13 protein-coding genes are annotated in these 13,678 nt (G+C 70.0%); 7 read left to right on the top strand and 6 right to left on the bottom strand.

Translation table 11 applies throughout. From position 1 onward, the window contains the following. Positions 1-3 precede the first annotated feature (3 nt). Complete coding sequence (gene edd, locus BUR94_RS08035) at positions 4-1,809, bottom strand: phosphogluconate dehydratase (protein ID WP_074255682.1); 1,806 nt, start codon at positions 1,807-1,809, stop codon at positions 4-6. Between the two features lie 263 nt (positions 1,810-2,072). On the opposite strand from edd, the gene BUR94_RS08030 reads away from it, so the two are divergent. From BUR94_RS08030 to BUR94_RS08015, 5 genes are all read left to right on the top strand, one after another. Beyond that, on the top strand, positions 2,073-4,703 hold the full coding sequence (locus tag BUR94_RS08030; RefSeq protein WP_074255680.1) for a CHAT domain-containing tetratricopeptide repeat protein: 2,631 nt from the start codon (positions 2,073-2,075) through the stop codon (positions 4,701-4,703). A 143-nt stretch (positions 4,704-4,846) separates the two neighbouring features. Beyond that, positions 4,847-5,476, top strand: coding sequence for a DUF6778 family protein (locus tag BUR94_RS08025; protein ID WP_074255679.1), 630 nt, complete (start codon positions 4,847-4,849; stop codon positions 5,474-5,476). 170 nt (positions 5,477-5,646) lie between these two features. Beyond that, on the top strand, positions 5,647-5,781 hold the full coding sequence (locus tag BUR94_RS21050) for a hypothetical protein (RefSeq protein WP_281249206.1): 135 nt from the start codon (positions 5,647-5,649) through the stop codon (positions 5,779-5,781). A 41-nt stretch (positions 5,782-5,822) separates the two neighbouring features. Continuing rightward, positions 5,823-7,028, top strand: a complete 1,206-nt coding sequence (locus tag BUR94_RS08020; protein WP_074255677.1) for an RSP_2647 family RNA methyltransferase — start codon at positions 5,823-5,825, stop codon at positions 7,026-7,028. Between the two features lie 10 nt (positions 7,029-7,038). Continuing rightward, the gene (locus BUR94_RS08015; RefSeq protein WP_074255676.1) at positions 7,039-7,590 is read left to right on the top strand and encodes an RSP_2648 family PIN domain-containing protein; all 552 of its coding nucleotides are present in this window, start codon (positions 7,039-7,041) and stop codon (positions 7,588-7,590) included. A gap of 124 nt (positions 7,591-7,714) precedes the next feature. Here the strand turns inward: BUR94_RS08015 and BUR94_RS08010 are convergent, their stop codons facing one another. Beyond that, complete coding sequence (locus BUR94_RS08010) at positions 7,715-8,404, bottom strand: M48 family metallopeptidase (protein ID WP_074255675.1); 690 nt, start codon at positions 8,402-8,404, stop codon at positions 7,715-7,717. A 170-nt stretch (positions 8,405-8,574) separates the two neighbouring features. Here BUR94_RS08010 and BUR94_RS08005 point away from each other — a divergent pair, with 170 nt between their 5' ends. Next, entirely contained in the window at positions 8,575-8,892 is a 318-nt protein-coding gene (locus tag BUR94_RS08005; protein ID WP_074255674.1) for a hypothetical protein, read from the top strand. On the opposite strand, the gene BUR94_RS08000 is transcribed toward BUR94_RS08005, so the two are convergent. The 4 genes from BUR94_RS08000 to BUR94_RS20435 all read right to left on the bottom strand — a co-directional run bounded on the left by BUR94_RS08000 (position 8,889) and on the right by BUR94_RS20435 (position 11,793). Then, positions 8,889-9,326, bottom strand: coding sequence for an OsmC family protein (locus BUR94_RS08000; protein WP_139301242.1), 438 nt, complete (start codon positions 9,324-9,326; stop codon positions 8,889-8,891). The two genes, BUR94_RS08005 and BUR94_RS08000, sit on opposite strands and share 4 nt — an antisense overlap. Positions 9,327-9,389: 63 nt before the next feature. After that, positions 9,390-10,280, bottom strand: a complete 891-nt coding sequence (locus tag BUR94_RS07995; protein WP_074255673.1) for a lysophospholipid acyltransferase family protein — start codon at positions 10,278-10,280, stop codon at positions 9,390-9,392. 127 nt (positions 10,281-10,407) lie between these two features. Beyond that, positions 10,408-11,532: a flagellar motor switch protein FliG gene (locus tag BUR94_RS07990; RefSeq protein ID WP_084192955.1), complete on the bottom strand. Its 1,125-nt coding sequence runs from the start codon at positions 11,530-11,532 to the stop codon at positions 10,408-10,410. Positions 11,533-11,637: 105 nt separating this feature from the next. Beyond that, positions 11,638-11,793, bottom strand: coding sequence for a chitin-binding domain-containing protein (locus BUR94_RS20435; RefSeq protein ID WP_175570435.1), 156 nt, complete (start codon positions 11,791-11,793; stop codon positions 11,638-11,640). 312 nt (positions 11,794-12,105) lie between these two features. Between BUR94_RS20435 and BUR94_RS07985 the strand changes: the two genes are divergently transcribed. Further along, complete coding sequence (locus BUR94_RS07985; RefSeq protein WP_074255672.1) at positions 12,106-13,599, top strand: peroxidase family protein; 1,494 nt, start codon at positions 12,106-12,108, stop codon at positions 13,597-13,599. Positions 13,600-13,678 lie beyond the last annotated feature (79 nt).

Here is a 13,678-nt window from a genome sequence, read left to right as displayed (position 1 = left end):
TTGTCAGACGACGACGGCCGCGCCCTCGTCGGATGCACCGACGGTCTGGCGGAAGGCCTCGAAAAGCTCACGGCCGATGCCGTGCTTGTTGCGCGAAAGATCGGGGCTGGCGGGCGTGCGCGCCTCCCAGCCTTCGGCCAGGATGTCGAGCGTGCCGGCCACGGCGTCGACGCGGACGAGATCGCCGTCCTGCACCTTGCCGATGGGGCCGCCCATTGCGGCCTCGGGGGTGACGTGGATGGCGGCGGGCACCTTGCCCGAGGCGCCGGACATGCGGCCATCGGTCACCAGGGCGACCTTCAACCCGCGATCCTGAAGCACGGCGAGCGGCGGGGTGAGGCTGTGCAGCTCGGGCATGCCGTTGGCCTTGGGGCCCTGGAAGCGGACGATCACCACGGTATCCTCGGTGAACTCACCGGCCTGGAAGGCCTTCTTCACGTCGTTCTGGTCGTGGAACACGCGGGCCTTGGCCTCGATCACCTGACGCTCGGGGGCGACGGCGGAGACCTTCATCACGCCCCTGCCCATCGAGCCTTTCAGCTCCTTCAAACCGCCGGTCCTTTGGAAAGGGTCGGAGGCGGGGCGGAGGATCCTGTCATTCTGGCTTTCCTCGGCGGAGGGCTGCCAGGTGAGCTTGCCGTCGATCAGCTTGGGCTCCTCGGTGTAGGAGCCCAGGCCCTCGCCCGCAACGGTGAGCGTGTCGTTGTGCAGCAGCCCCGCCGAGAGCAGCTGGCGGATGAGGTATTGCAGCCCGCCCGCGGCGTGGAAGTGGTTCACGTCGGCCAGGCCGTTGGGATAGACCTTGGCCATCAGCGGCACGGTCTCGGAGATGTCGGAGAAATCCTGCAGATCGAGGAGCACGCCCGCCGCCCGCGCCATGGCGGGCAGGTGCAGGATGAGATTGGTCGAGCCGCCGGTGGCCATGAGGCCGACGATGCCGTTGACGAAGGCCTTTTCGTCGAGCACCTGGCCGGCCGGGCGATAATCGTTGCCCTGCGCGGTGATCTCGAGCGCGCGCTCGGTGCCCGCGACGGTGAGCGCGTCGCGCAGCGGGGTGTTGGGGTTGACGAAGGAGGAGCCGGGCAGGTGCAGGCCCATGAACTCCATCAGCATCTGGTTGGTGTTGGCGGTGCCGTAGAAGGTGCAGGTGCCCGGCCCGTGATAGGAGGCCATCTCGGCCTCCATAAGCTTGTCGCGGCCGATCTCGCCGGCGGCGAACTGCTGGCGAACCTTCGACTTTTCGTCGTTCGGCAGGCCGGAGGGCATGGGGCCGGCGGGCAGGAAGACCGCGGGGATATGGCCGAAGGTGGCGGCGGCGATGATGAGGCCCGGCACGATCTTGTCGCAGACGCCAAGGTAGATCGAGGTATCGAAGCAGTTGTGGCTGAGCGAGACCCCGGCGGCGAGGGCGATCACGTCGCGCGAGAAGAGCGAGAGCTCCATGCCGGGCTGGCCCTGGGTGACGCCGTCGCACATGGCCGGAACCCCGCCCGCCACCTGGGCGGTGGCGCCCTTGGCGCGGGCCGCCTCGCGGATCAGGGCAGGGAAGCGCTCGAAGGGCTGATGAGCCGAGAGCATGTCGTTGTAGGCGGTGACGATGCCGATGTTGGGGGCATTGCCGGTGGCCAGCGCGGACTGGTCGGCGCCCATCGCGGCGTAGGCATGGGCCTGGTTGCCGCAGCTCAGATGGGCCCGGACGGGGCCGGCCTCGGCGGCCTTTCCGATCCGCTCCAGGTAGGCGCCACGCGCCTCGGCCGAGCGGGCGATGATACGGTCGGTGACGGCGGCGATGGTGGGGTTGAGCGGCACGGGCTGCGGCCTTTCGGTCTGGTGGCGATTCTGGCTGGCCGCAGCATAGCGTGTTAGCGCTAACGGAGCAAACCGACCGTGGCATGACGCGATTTGTCACGCGATTTCCTTTGACCATGCAGCGCGGGGCCCGGATATTTCAAGCCATGCGATACTTCATGCTCGCTCATTGGCTGGTTTTATGCGCGGCCGCCGGGGGCGCAAGACGGCACATGACCCCCGGCCTGACGGGCAACCGCCCTCCATCCCGGAGGACAGGGCTGGTGACGGCGCTGCTTCTCGGCCTGGTGCTCGCGCTTTCCACGCCTGCCGCCGCGCAGGACACGCCCGAGGCGTTGCGCGAGGCAGTGCTGGAGGGCGACAGGCTCTTCGGCGAAGGGCGCTACGAGGAGGCGCTGGCCTTTGTCGAGGCGCTGCATCCGAGGCTTGTGGAGGCCTTCGGCGCGTTCAGCGTGGAGGCGCTTCAGAACCGGGCCGCGATGGCCTCGAGCCGGGCGCGCCTCGGGACCGAGCCGATAGAGGCCTATGCCGCCCTGCTCGACGACTGGGTGGAGCACCACGGGCGCGACCATCCCGAGGCGCAGCGCGCGCGGATGAACCTGGCCATGGCGCTCTCGAACGCGCGGCGGGCGGGCGAGGCGATGCCCTTTGCGCTGGAGGCCTACGAGTTTGCCAGGGGCCACTGGGGCGCGCAGGCGGTGACGACGCTGTTCTTTCGCTACAACGTGGCCGGTCTGATGGAGCGGACCGGCGAATACGAGCTGGCGCTGGCCGAGTTCATCGCGGTGAAGGACGGGCTGGCCGCCCATGACGACGGCCGCGCGCGCAAGCACCGGGCGGTGGTGACGGTGCATGCCGCGCGTATGGCCGAGCAGCTGGGGCGCCACGACGAGGCGATCATGCTCTATGCCGAGAGCCTGCCCGCCACGCGGGAGGCCTTCGGGCCGCGCCACCCCGACCTGGTGCGGATCAACTACCTGATGGGCAAGCTGGCGGGGCGAATGGGGTATCTAAGTGTCGCGGGCGAGGTGCTCTTCGACGGGGTGCAGCTGGCCGAGGAGATCTACGGGCCGAAGAGCCGGCAGGTGAGCGAATACAACGCGATGATCGCGCTGGTTCTCACCCGGGAAGGGCCGGGGAGCCAGTATTACCAGCTGGGCGTGCACCTGCTCGACCTGGCGATCGCCAACATGGAGGAGGTGCTGGGGCGCAGTCACCCCGCGCTGTCGGAGCCGCTGACCTGGGCTGCGACGCTGGCGATGGAGGAGAACCGCTGGGAGCGGGCGCTGGAGCTGGCGCGCTGGTCGGGCGAGATCGGCACCGCCATGTCGGGGCCGTGGTTCGACGCCCTGGCCGCCGCCGAGACGAGCGGAAAGATGACCGCGGTCAGTTCGGCGGAAGAGGCCTTTCGGGCGGTGCAGGCCAGCTACCTCTCGGTCGCCTCCACCAGCACGCTGATGCTGCGCCAGAGGCTTGCGCTGGCCCGCGAGGGCGCGGGCGAGGCGGCGCGGTCCTATACCGACAGCCTCCGGCGCCGCAACACGTTGCAGGCCGCGCTGCTCGACCATTCGGGCCTGCCGCTCGACGAGCGTGACCCGGCGGCGGAAGCGGCGCTTCAGGCCGAGCTGGCCGCGACCCTGGCCGAGATCGAGGCGCGGCAGGCCGAGCTCTCGGGGCGCGATCCGTGGATGAACGGGCTGAAAGAGGGCATGGCTGCCTCGGCGCAGGAGGTGCGCGAGAGTCTCAAGCCGGGCGAGGCGGTGGTGATCGTCGATGTTACCACCCGCGCCTGGGGCAGCAGCCGGATCGTGGTGGTGACCCCCGAGAGCGCCGCCTGGGCGCCGATCCCGGCCGACCAGCCGCAGCTTGCGGCCCTGGTCGAGCGGGTGCGCGAGGGTATCGAGCTGAAGATCGGAGTGCGCGCCGCGCTGTCGCTGAAGGCGGCCACCGGCGCGGCGCCCGAGGAGTTCGACACGGAGGCGGCCGCCGAGCTCTATGCGCTGACCTTCGGGCAGGTGGCGCCGGCGCTGGAGGGGGTGAGCCACATCTATGTCGAGCTGCGCGGGGCGCTCTCGTCGCTGCCGCCGCAGCTGCTGTTGCGCAGCCTGCCAGAGGGCGACCTGGCCGAGGCCGACTGGCTGTTGCGGCACCATGCGGTGACGGTGATCCCCTCGGTGCTCTCGTTGCAGATCACCGCCCTGGGCGCGGAAGTGGGCCGGGCGCCGGAGCCGTTTCTGGGCCTCGCCAACCCCGATTACGGGGTGGAGGCGGCCGCCGGCAACGCCCGCGCAGCGCAGCTCCGGTCGGGCCTCGCGCCCTTGCCGGAGACGGCGGGCGAGGTGCATTCGGTGGCCGATGCGGTCCGGGCCGGGGCGGGCGCGGTGCTGGAGGGGGCGGAGGCCAGCGAGGCGGGGCTGAAGGGCCGGGCGCTCGATCGCTTCCGGGTGCTCTACTTTGCCACGCACGGGCTGGTCAGCGGCGATGCGGTCGAGGGCGACGTGCTCGACGAATCCGCCCTGGCCCTGACGCCGGGCGAGGGGGAGGACGGATTTCTGAAGGTGTCGGAGATCGCGCAGCTGAAGCTGAACGCCGATTGGGTGGTGCTCTCGGCCTGCAACACCGCGGTGGGCGGCAAGCCGGGGGCAGAGGCGCTCTCGGGGCTGGCGCAGGGGTTTTTCTACGCCGGGGCGCGGGCGCTGCTGGTGAGCCACTGGCCGGTGGAAAGCCAGAGCGCGGTGGCGCTGATGACCGATATCTTCGCCCGCCGCGCGGCCGATCCGGCGCTCTCGGCGGCGGAGGCGCAGCGGCAGGCCGCGCTGGCTCTGATGCAGACCCCGAAGTGGAGCCATCCGGCCTATTGGGCCCCCTTCATCCTGGTGGGCGACCCGGGCTGATCGCGCCTTTTGGGCCACAGGGGGCGATTGTCGCGGATGTGCGAACAATTCACCTAAAATCTTCCAATTCTCGCCGCATTTGCAGCGTTCCCTGCGGGCATGAGCAGATCAGGAGCCGGCAATCGGCCCGGAGGATTGAGAGAATGAACAAGCTGACCCATACCGCCGCCCTCGCGCTGACCGTCCTGTCCGTGGCCGGCTGCGCCGTGAAATCCAGCGTGCCCGTGGCGACCCGTTCGGCGCCGCTCGGCACCGCCCAACTGGCCACCCCGGAGGCGGCTGCCAAGCCCGCGCCCTCCCTGCAGGGCTACCAGATCCACGATATCCGCGTGGATGTGCCGCTCTCGCTGCGCGTGTCGGAGGCCAACACCTATTACCCCAACGCCGATATCGTCTGGCGCGGCGACGCGCCCGGTGACCGGCACAAACAGGTGCAGGCGATCTTCGAGGAGGCCTTGGGCCGGGGCGGCGTGCGCCTGACCAGGGGCAAGCCGGTGGACGTGGAAATCGAGGTTCTGCGCTTCCATTCGCTCACCGAGAAGACCCGCTACACCGTGGGCGGGGTGCATTCGATCAAGTTCCGCATGACCATGGTCGACCCGAAAACCGGCGAAGAGCTGGAAAGCCGGGTGATCACCGCCGACCTGAAGGCCTACGGCGGCACCAAGGCGGTGGCGATGGAGGCCAAGGGGTGGGGGCAGAAGGCCCGTATCACGCAACATCTGGCCAACACCTTCACCAATGAGCTTTCGGCCCATCCGACGGCGGGCTGACCCGAGGCAAACGGCACCGGCGGAAGCGGAAAACCGCCGGTGTTGCATGCAGGTTACCCTGAGGCAGGCAATACCTGCGAAAATGCACCATACTCCCTGATTGCGGTCATTTGACGTATAAAGGGATCGAGCAGATAGGGCTCTGCGTTGGGCCTCAAAGGATAAAACCGATGATGAAGACGAAGATTTCCCTGATTGCGATGGCCTTTGCCACGCTGGCCGCCTGCGCGCAGGCGCCCACCGGCACCACGCCGGTGCGCCAGCTTGACACCACGACTCTGTGGTCGACCGGCAGCTTTCGCTGACGGCTCTTTTCGGCAGGGGCCTGACCGGGTAGGTCAGGCTCATGAGTGATGCCGACCTTCTTCCGACCGTCCGTCTGAAACCCGGTGCCGATGCCCGCGCCCTGCGCCATGGCAGCCCCTGGGTCTATTCCGATGCGCTGGTGCTCGACCGTCGCACCAAGGCGCTGCCCGCCGGCAGCGTGGCGGTGCTGGAGGATGCCGAGCGCAGCCCGCTGGCCCTGGTGGCGGTGACCCCCGAGAGCCGGATCGCGGCGCGGGTGCTCGATCGGGACCTGACAGCCAGGATCGACGAAGCGTGGTTTGCAGCGCGGTTGCAGGCCGCACTGGCGCTGCGCGAGCGGCTCTACGCCGCGCCGTTCTACCGGCTTGTCCATGCCGAGGCCGATGGCCTGCCGGGGGTGGTGATCGACCGTTTCGGCGACATCCTGGTGGTGCAGCCCAACGCGGCCTGGGCCGATGCCCGCTCCGCGATGCTGGCGGAGGCCGCGGTGCAGGTGACCCGCGCGCGCACGGTCATCCTCAACGGCATGGGCCGGGCGCGGAAATTCGAGGGGCTGGGCGAGGGGCTCGAGGTGGCCTGCGGCACAGCCCCCGAGGCGCCGGTGCCGGTGCCGATGAACGGGGCGACCTACATGGCCGACCTGATGGGCGGGCAGAAGACCGGGCTCTTCTACGACCAGCGCGACAACCACGCCTTCACCGCCGGGCTGGCCAAGGGCGCGCGGGTGCTCGACGTGTTCAGCCACGTGGGCGGCTTTGCCCTCGCGGCGCTGGCGGGCGGGGCCGTTTCGGCCCTGGCCGTCGATGGCTCGGAGCCCGCGCTGACGCTGGCCCAGGCCGGCGCCGAGGCCGGCGGCATGGCGGAGAGGTTCGAGACCCGGAAGGGCGATGCCTTTGCCGTGCTCGAGGCGCTCGGAGCCGAGGGGGCGCAGTTTGACGTGGTGATCTGCGATCCGCCGGCCTTTGCCCCCTCCAAGAAGGCCCTGACGCAGGGGCTTCGGGCCTATGAGCGGGTGGCGCGCCTTGCCGCGCCGCTGGTGGCGCCGGGCGGCTACCTCACGCTCTGCTCCTGCTCGCATGCCGCCGATGTGGCCAAGTTCGGCAATGCCTGCGCGCGGGGCATCGGGCGGGCAGGACGCGCGGCGCAGCTCTTGCGCACGGGCTACGCCGCGGCAGACCATCCGACCCTGCCGCAGCTCGCGGAATCGGGCTACCTGAAGGCACTGACCTACCGGCTGCTGCCGTGAGGCACGGGCTGTGAGACTGTGCCTCGACGCCTGCGTGCTCTACCCCACGGTGATGCGGGAGCTGCTCATGGGCGCGGCGAAGGCGGGGTTCTTCGAGCCGCAATGGTCGGCCCGGATTCTGGAGGAGTGGCGCCGCGCGGCGCTGAAGCGGGGGCCCGGCGAGGGCGTGCAGGCAGAGGGCGAGATCGCCCTGCTGCGGGCGGCCTGGCCACGGGCGGAGGTGAAGGTGGAGCCGGGGCTGGAGGCGCGGCTCTGGCTGCCCGACCCGGCGGATGTGCATGTGCTGGCCTGCGCCGTGGCCTGCTCGGCCGACGGGATCGTGACCGCCAACGCCAAGGACTTTCCGCGCAACGTGCTGGCCGAGGAGGGCCTCATGCGGGCCGATCCCGACAACCTGCTGCTGGGCTTCGCCGAGGCCGACCGGCCCCGGATGGCAGCTGTGGCGGAGGCCGTCCGCGCCGAGGCGGAGCGGCTTTCGGGCGAGGGGTGGGAGATGCGGGCGCTGCTGAAGAAGGCGCGGCTGCCGCGCCTGGGCAAGGCCTTGGCGGGCGCGAGGACCTAGGGACAGCCCCCGCGCTGCGGGAGGTTGCGCCTGCGTCTGACGCTTGGCGTTTCGGCGCGGACGGAGTGGAGGCCAGCCCCCGCTCCCCCGGGATAGTCTCGGCAAGAAAACGGGCAGGGTGGCGTCAGCTGCCGGTGCCCCATTTCGCCTCGTTGGCCTCGATCGCCGCGATCCGCCGGGCGGCGGGCGGGTGGCTCATGAACCAGGCAGGCACCTTTGCGCCGCCGGCCCCGGTGAGTTTGTCGAGCTTGGCGAAGAGCGCCTTCTGAGGGCCGGTGCCGATGCCGGCCTTGGTGAGCAGGGCGGAGGCATAGGCATCGGCCTCGAACTCGTCGGCCCGCGAGAGCCGCGCCATGAGCATGGAGGTGAGGCCGGTGGCGATGGCGGCGCCGATGCCGGGCAGAACCCGGTTGAGCACCATGGCGAGCCCCACCCGCAGGGCGTTCTGCCCGGAAAAGTCGATCATCCGGCGGCGCGAATGCCCCAGCGCCACGTGACCGAGCTCGTGGGCGATGACCGAGGCCAGCTCCTGCTCGGTGACGGTGCCCTGCTTCAGGGCGGCGTGAAAGCCACGGGTGATGAAGATGCGCCCGTCGGGCGCGGCGAGGCCATTGATCGCCGGGGTCTCGAAGATGTGGACCTTCAGCCGGGGCAGGTCGAGGGCGCGGGCCATGCGGTCGGTCAGCTTGAGCAGCGCCGGGTCGTCGAGGGGCGTGCTCTGGTCGTCGAGCTGGCGGGCGAGCCGCCAGGCCGAGAAACGCCACAGGACGAGACCGTAGAGCACGGCGAGGAGGATGGGGGTGAGCTTCAGCATTGGCACATATATGGAGCGCGAAGCCGCGCAGGGAAAGGCAGGCGTGAATCCGGTGTCGGTAACGTGAATCCCGGCGTGGCGGCGTTGCAGGCCCGGCGGGGCCTGCCCATCTTGGGGCCATTGAACGAAGACCAAGACCTTTTGTGCCAAATCCCTTCGGAGCTGCCCCGATGCATATCACCGATCCTCACCCGCAAGGTTGCGCGCCCCGGTGGCGCCCGATCGCAGGCCGCGCCGCGCTTTCCTGCGCCGCGCTGATCTTTGGAGCCGCGCTTGGCGCCTCGAGCCTGCACCTGAGCGAGGGCGGCGGGATGGAGGCCGTGCTCTTCGGCCTCGCCTTTGCCTTCTTCTTCGGCATCCCCGCCCTGCTCACCGTGCAGCAGAGCCTGCTCGCCCCCGGCCAGACCCGCGCCTGCCTCTTCGCGGGGCGGGTGCTGGGCGTGGCCTGGCTGGCGGCGATCGCCTGGCTCGTGGGGCTCTACCTCTAGCCTTCGAACTGCGCCTCCAGCGTGATCTCCGCGCCGCCCTGGAGCAGCTTGGAGATCGGGCAGTTGGCCTTGGCGGTTTCGGCGGCCTTCATGAAGGCGGCCTCGTCGATGCCGGGCACGCGGCCCTTCAGCGCGAGGTGCACGCGCTTGACGGCGAACCCCTCGCCCTCCTTGTCCAGGTGGACGGTGGCGGTGGTGTCGAGTGCCTCGGCCTCCTGGCCGGTCTGGTCGACCAGCACCTTGGAGAGCGCCATGGTGAAGCAGCCTGCGTGGGCGGCGCCGATCAGCTCCTCGGGGTTGGTGCCGGGGGCGTCCTCGAAGCGGGTGTTGAAGCCGTAGGGCTGGTCGGAGAGAGCGCCCGAGCCGGTGCTGACGGTGCCCTTGCCGTCCTTGATGTTTCCGCTCCAATGGGCCGATGCCTTGCGCTTGATCATGTCGGGATGCCTCCTGTTGATGGTGAGCACCTCAACGTGGCAGGCGCCGGGATGTTCCGCGCCTCAGCGTCCGACCTTCCAGCGGCGGTGGATCCAGAACCATTGCTCGGGGTTGGCCTCGATCCGGTCTTCGAGACTGCGGGTGGCGGCCTCGGTCATGGCGCGGGCGTCGGAATGGGGGATCGGCGCCTCGATCTCGATGGCGTAATCGAGCCCGCCGTTCAGCCGGGTGGCGTAGATCGGCACCATCAGCGCATCGTAGCGCAGCGACATGTCGGCGGCGGAGGTGGCGGTGCGGGCGGGGCGGCCCAGGAAGTCGATCACCTCGCCGCGCCAGGCGTGGACATCGTGCAGGATGATGAGCATGCCGCCGGCCTTGAGGTGGCGGATGAAGGCCATGGTGCCGGCGCGGCCCTGCGGAAACACGGGGCGGCCCACGGCCTCCATCGTCTCCACGTAGTGCTGGTTGAAGAAGGCATTGGCCATGGGCCGGTAGAGCCCGCCGAAGTGGTAGCCGCTGGTGTTGAGCTTGGCCCGTGCGGCCTCGTAGTTGCCGAAATGGCCGGTCACCGCGATCACCGGGCGGCCGCTGGCGCGTGCCTCTTGCAGCGCGGGCAGGCCCGGGCCGGAGAGGGGGAAGGTCGAGGCGCGGGCAAAGAACTCGGGGTTGGAGTAGTTCTCCATTAGCACCCGGCCTGCGTTTTCGCAGACGCGCGCGGCCAGCGAGGCGCGGGCCGGGGCGTCCATGTCGGGCCAGACATAGGCGAGGTTGGCCTGGGCGCGCTTGCCGTAGCCCGCCAGCGGCCCGATGACGCTGCGGGTGAGCTTGCCGAAGGCGGGGATGCGGGTGGCATAGGGCAGCAGGCGGGCGCCGCCGATGAAGCCGCGCAGGAGCTTGTCGGTCAGCCAGTCGGCTGCCGTGCCCTGCGGTGCGTCGTTCTCAGTGGCGGCCATGCGGCGCTCTCCCCGGTGGTGGAACAGGGTTAGCGGCGAGGCGGCGGGAAGGGAAGAGCCGGGCGGCGTGACGGCGCGGCGGGAGCGGCCGGGCAGGGGCGCCGGGGCAGGGCGGCCGCCTGCGCGATCACGGCTCCTCGTCGGGGGAGAGCAGGATGATCTCGCCCTCGGCCTCGAGCCGGCGGATCTCGGCCACGACGGCAGTCATGGCCTCTTCCCCGTCCTTCTCCTTGACCTTGCCCTTCTCGGCCATCTCCTCGCGCAGGCTCTCGGCCATGCGCTTGGACATGTTGTCGAGGATGTGGTCGCGGGAGCGCTCGGCGGCGCCGCTGGCGGCGGCCAGCGCGGTGACAAGCACGGCCTGGTCGATGCCGCGGGTGATCTTGGGGATGTCGCGGGCGGCCAGACGGTCGGCGATGTTGGCGAAGGTGAAGATCGCCTTCTTCACCTCCTCGGCAAATTCGGCATCCTCCTCCTCCAGGCCCTTGAGAACATCGTCGCGGGTGGCGGAGGGCGAGAAGTTGAGCACGGCGGCGACCCGCTCGACCGGGCCGCTCTGGAAGGCGGTGACGGGCTGGGCATCGAACTGGGCCGACAGGGTGATGCCGATGCGCGCGACCGTCTCGGGCGCGACCTTGCCGGTGCGCGACATGGCGTGGGTGATGCGCCGGGCCTTCTCGCCGGGCAGCTTGCCCAGCACCTCGGCGGCCTTGCCGGTGGGCAGCTTGGACAGCACCACGGCGCCGACCTCCACGCTCTCCTCCTCCAGAACCGGCAGCAGCCTGGCGGCGTCGAGCCCCGATATCCGCTCCCAGGGGTCGCCCCTGGCGGCCACGCCGGCCTCGCGGCGCAAACGGGCGGCGGTGAGCGGCGAGATGTGCCCGTCGAGCAGGCCCAGCGCGCCGGCCATCGCGCCGGGAAAGCAGAGCGCCACGCGGTCGAGCTCCTGCTCGAACTCCTCGATCACCTCGGAGAGCGTGTCATGATCGACCATCCGGAGCTGGCCCATGGCCTCGGTCAGCGCGGTCTGCATGCCGTCGGGCCAGTCGGCGAGCGGCAGCCTGGCGCCGCCGTTGACCATGAGGCGGACGAGGATGGCGACCTTCTGGCGGCGGGTGAGCCTGGCGCCAAGAGCGCGACTGCCGCCGCTGGCCCCGGCCCGCGCGGGCAGGCCGCCGCTCGAGGGCGCACCGCCGGATCCGGTGCCAAAATCACCGAGCCCGCCGGGAAGCGGGGAGAGGGAAGTGGACATCAGCGCCTCGCGCCTTGCTCAATGAACGTCTTGTCCACAGTAGGCGCGGGAGGATTAAGGCGGGGTTACCGGCGGTGCGGAGTCAGCCGCGCCGCGGGAGGCGCATCAGCCGGTGGGCGTGATGCAGCTCGAGGTCTTCTCGTCCCAGACCGTGCCCTCGGCGCAGGACATCGTGACCTCGTGCTTCGAGGCACATTCGGCGTGGGCGAGGACGGGGGCGAAGGCCAGCGCGAGGGCGGCCAGGGCAGTCTTGGTTTTCATGGTCGTCATACCTTCGGGTTAGAGGGCCTCCGGGTTGCCGGGCGAGCTTAGCACGGCCAGGCAATTCCGACAAAGCGCGGAGGTCGGGCCGGGGCTTTCGTGACGGTGGCGTGAATGCTCCGGTGCATCCGCGTGAATGTGTTCCAGCTCAAGTTGCCGCAAGGGCAAGCCGGGCGCACTCCTCGTCGCAGGCGCCGGGCAGAGGGCCTCGCCTGCCCCAGGGCAGAGCCGTTTTCCCCCCGACACGAGGCCCGGCGTCGCACCCCAGCAAGGCTGCGCCCGTGCGTGGCCCGTCACAGGAGGACTACAGCAATGTCACATGCCAAAGGCCCCGCCCGCCCCGCCTTCGCGCCGCGCTCGAAACTCTACAAGGGCCGGTTCGGCCGGATCTGCCCCGGGCTCACCCCCTGGACCCCGCCGGGCGTGCCGCCCGACCAGATCGAGGCGCATTTCGCCGCCTTCGCCGCCGAGCACATGGTGGAGCGCCCCGGCCTCACGCCCGACGAGGCCAATGCGATCACCGACGAGCTGGAGGCCGAGTTCAGCTCCTCGATCCCGGTCGGCTACACCTACTTCGGCCAGTTCGTCGACCATGACATCACCTTCGACCCGACCCCGCTGGGGGTGGAGGTGACCGACCCCGAGGGGCTCGAGAACTTCCGGACACCGCGGCTCGATCTCGATTGCGTCTACGGCTCCGGCCCGCATGACCAGCCCTACATGTACGATGGCGCCAAGTTCCTGATCGGCGAGATCGCGGGCACCGGGCTCGCGGACCTGCCGCGCAACCCGCTGGGCCGCGCGATCATCGGCGACATGCGCAACGACGAGAACGCGATCGTCAGCCAGATCCAGCTGGCCTTTCTGAGCGCGCACAACACCCTGGTCGACCGGGCCCTGGCCGCAGGCGCGGCGGACCCCTTCATGGAGGCGCGCCGGGTGCTGACCTGGCTCTACCAGCACTGCGTCTGGAACGACTTCATTCGCCGCATCTGCGTCGATACGGTGGTCGATACCGCGCTGCAGAAGGACGAGGGCAAGGATGGCCGGGTGCAGTGGCAACTCGGGCTGAAGGACGTCTACTCCTGGGAGTACAACCCCTTCATGCCGCTGGAGTTCTCGGTCGCGGCCTACCGGTTCGGACATTCCATGGTGCGCAACGGCTACCAGACCAACTTCACCCACAACCAGCTCAAGCGGGTGCCGCTGTTCAACAACACCACCGCCGGCCCCGGTGGCGCGGGCGAGCCCGACCTGCGCGGGTTCCGGCCCCGCACGCCGGTCACGACGGTGCAGTGGGACTGGTTCTTCGACATGGGCAATCAGGCCGATTTCTTTCCGCAGCGGGCGCGCAAGATCGACACCAAGCTGGCCAATGCGCTGCTGTTCCTCGGCGAGGACGACGGCAATCCCGGCGCGGTGGCCAACCGGCTGGCGGCGCGCAACCTGATCCGGGGTGTGGCGCTGGAGTTGCCCTCCGGCCCGGACGTGGCGGCCAAGCTCAACGTGCCGGTCACCGTGAACCTTGCCGAGGGCGAGCCCGCGGCGCTGTGGTACTACATCCTGAAGGAGGCCGAAGGGCAGGCCGGCGAGCGGCTGGGCCGCCTTGGCTCGACCATCGTGGCGGCGGTCTTCGCGGGCCTGCTGAAGGGCGATCCCCGGGCCTTCGTCAACGCCGATCCGGGCTGGACGCCCGAGGACGAGCTGGCCAGCGGCATGCTGACCGAAGACGACAGGGTGGATGACCCCGCCTGGGGCCTCCCCGCCATCCTGCGGATTTCCGGACAGCCGGTGAGCGGCGTATAACCCTTTCCCCTCACCCGGCAGGAGAACCCGGAGGCGTGGTGGCCCGGGTCTCTCCGGGAAAGGTCCGTCCCTCGGGGCG

Origin of the sequence: Vannielia litorea (assembly GCF_900142295.1) — a bacterium.
Classification (GTDB): Bacteria; Pseudomonadota; Alphaproteobacteria; order Rhodobacterales; family Rhodobacteraceae; genus Vannielia; species Vannielia litorea.
The sequence above is the reverse complement of the archived record's forward strand: the minus strand, read 5'-3'. Positions and strand labels throughout refer to the sequence as shown.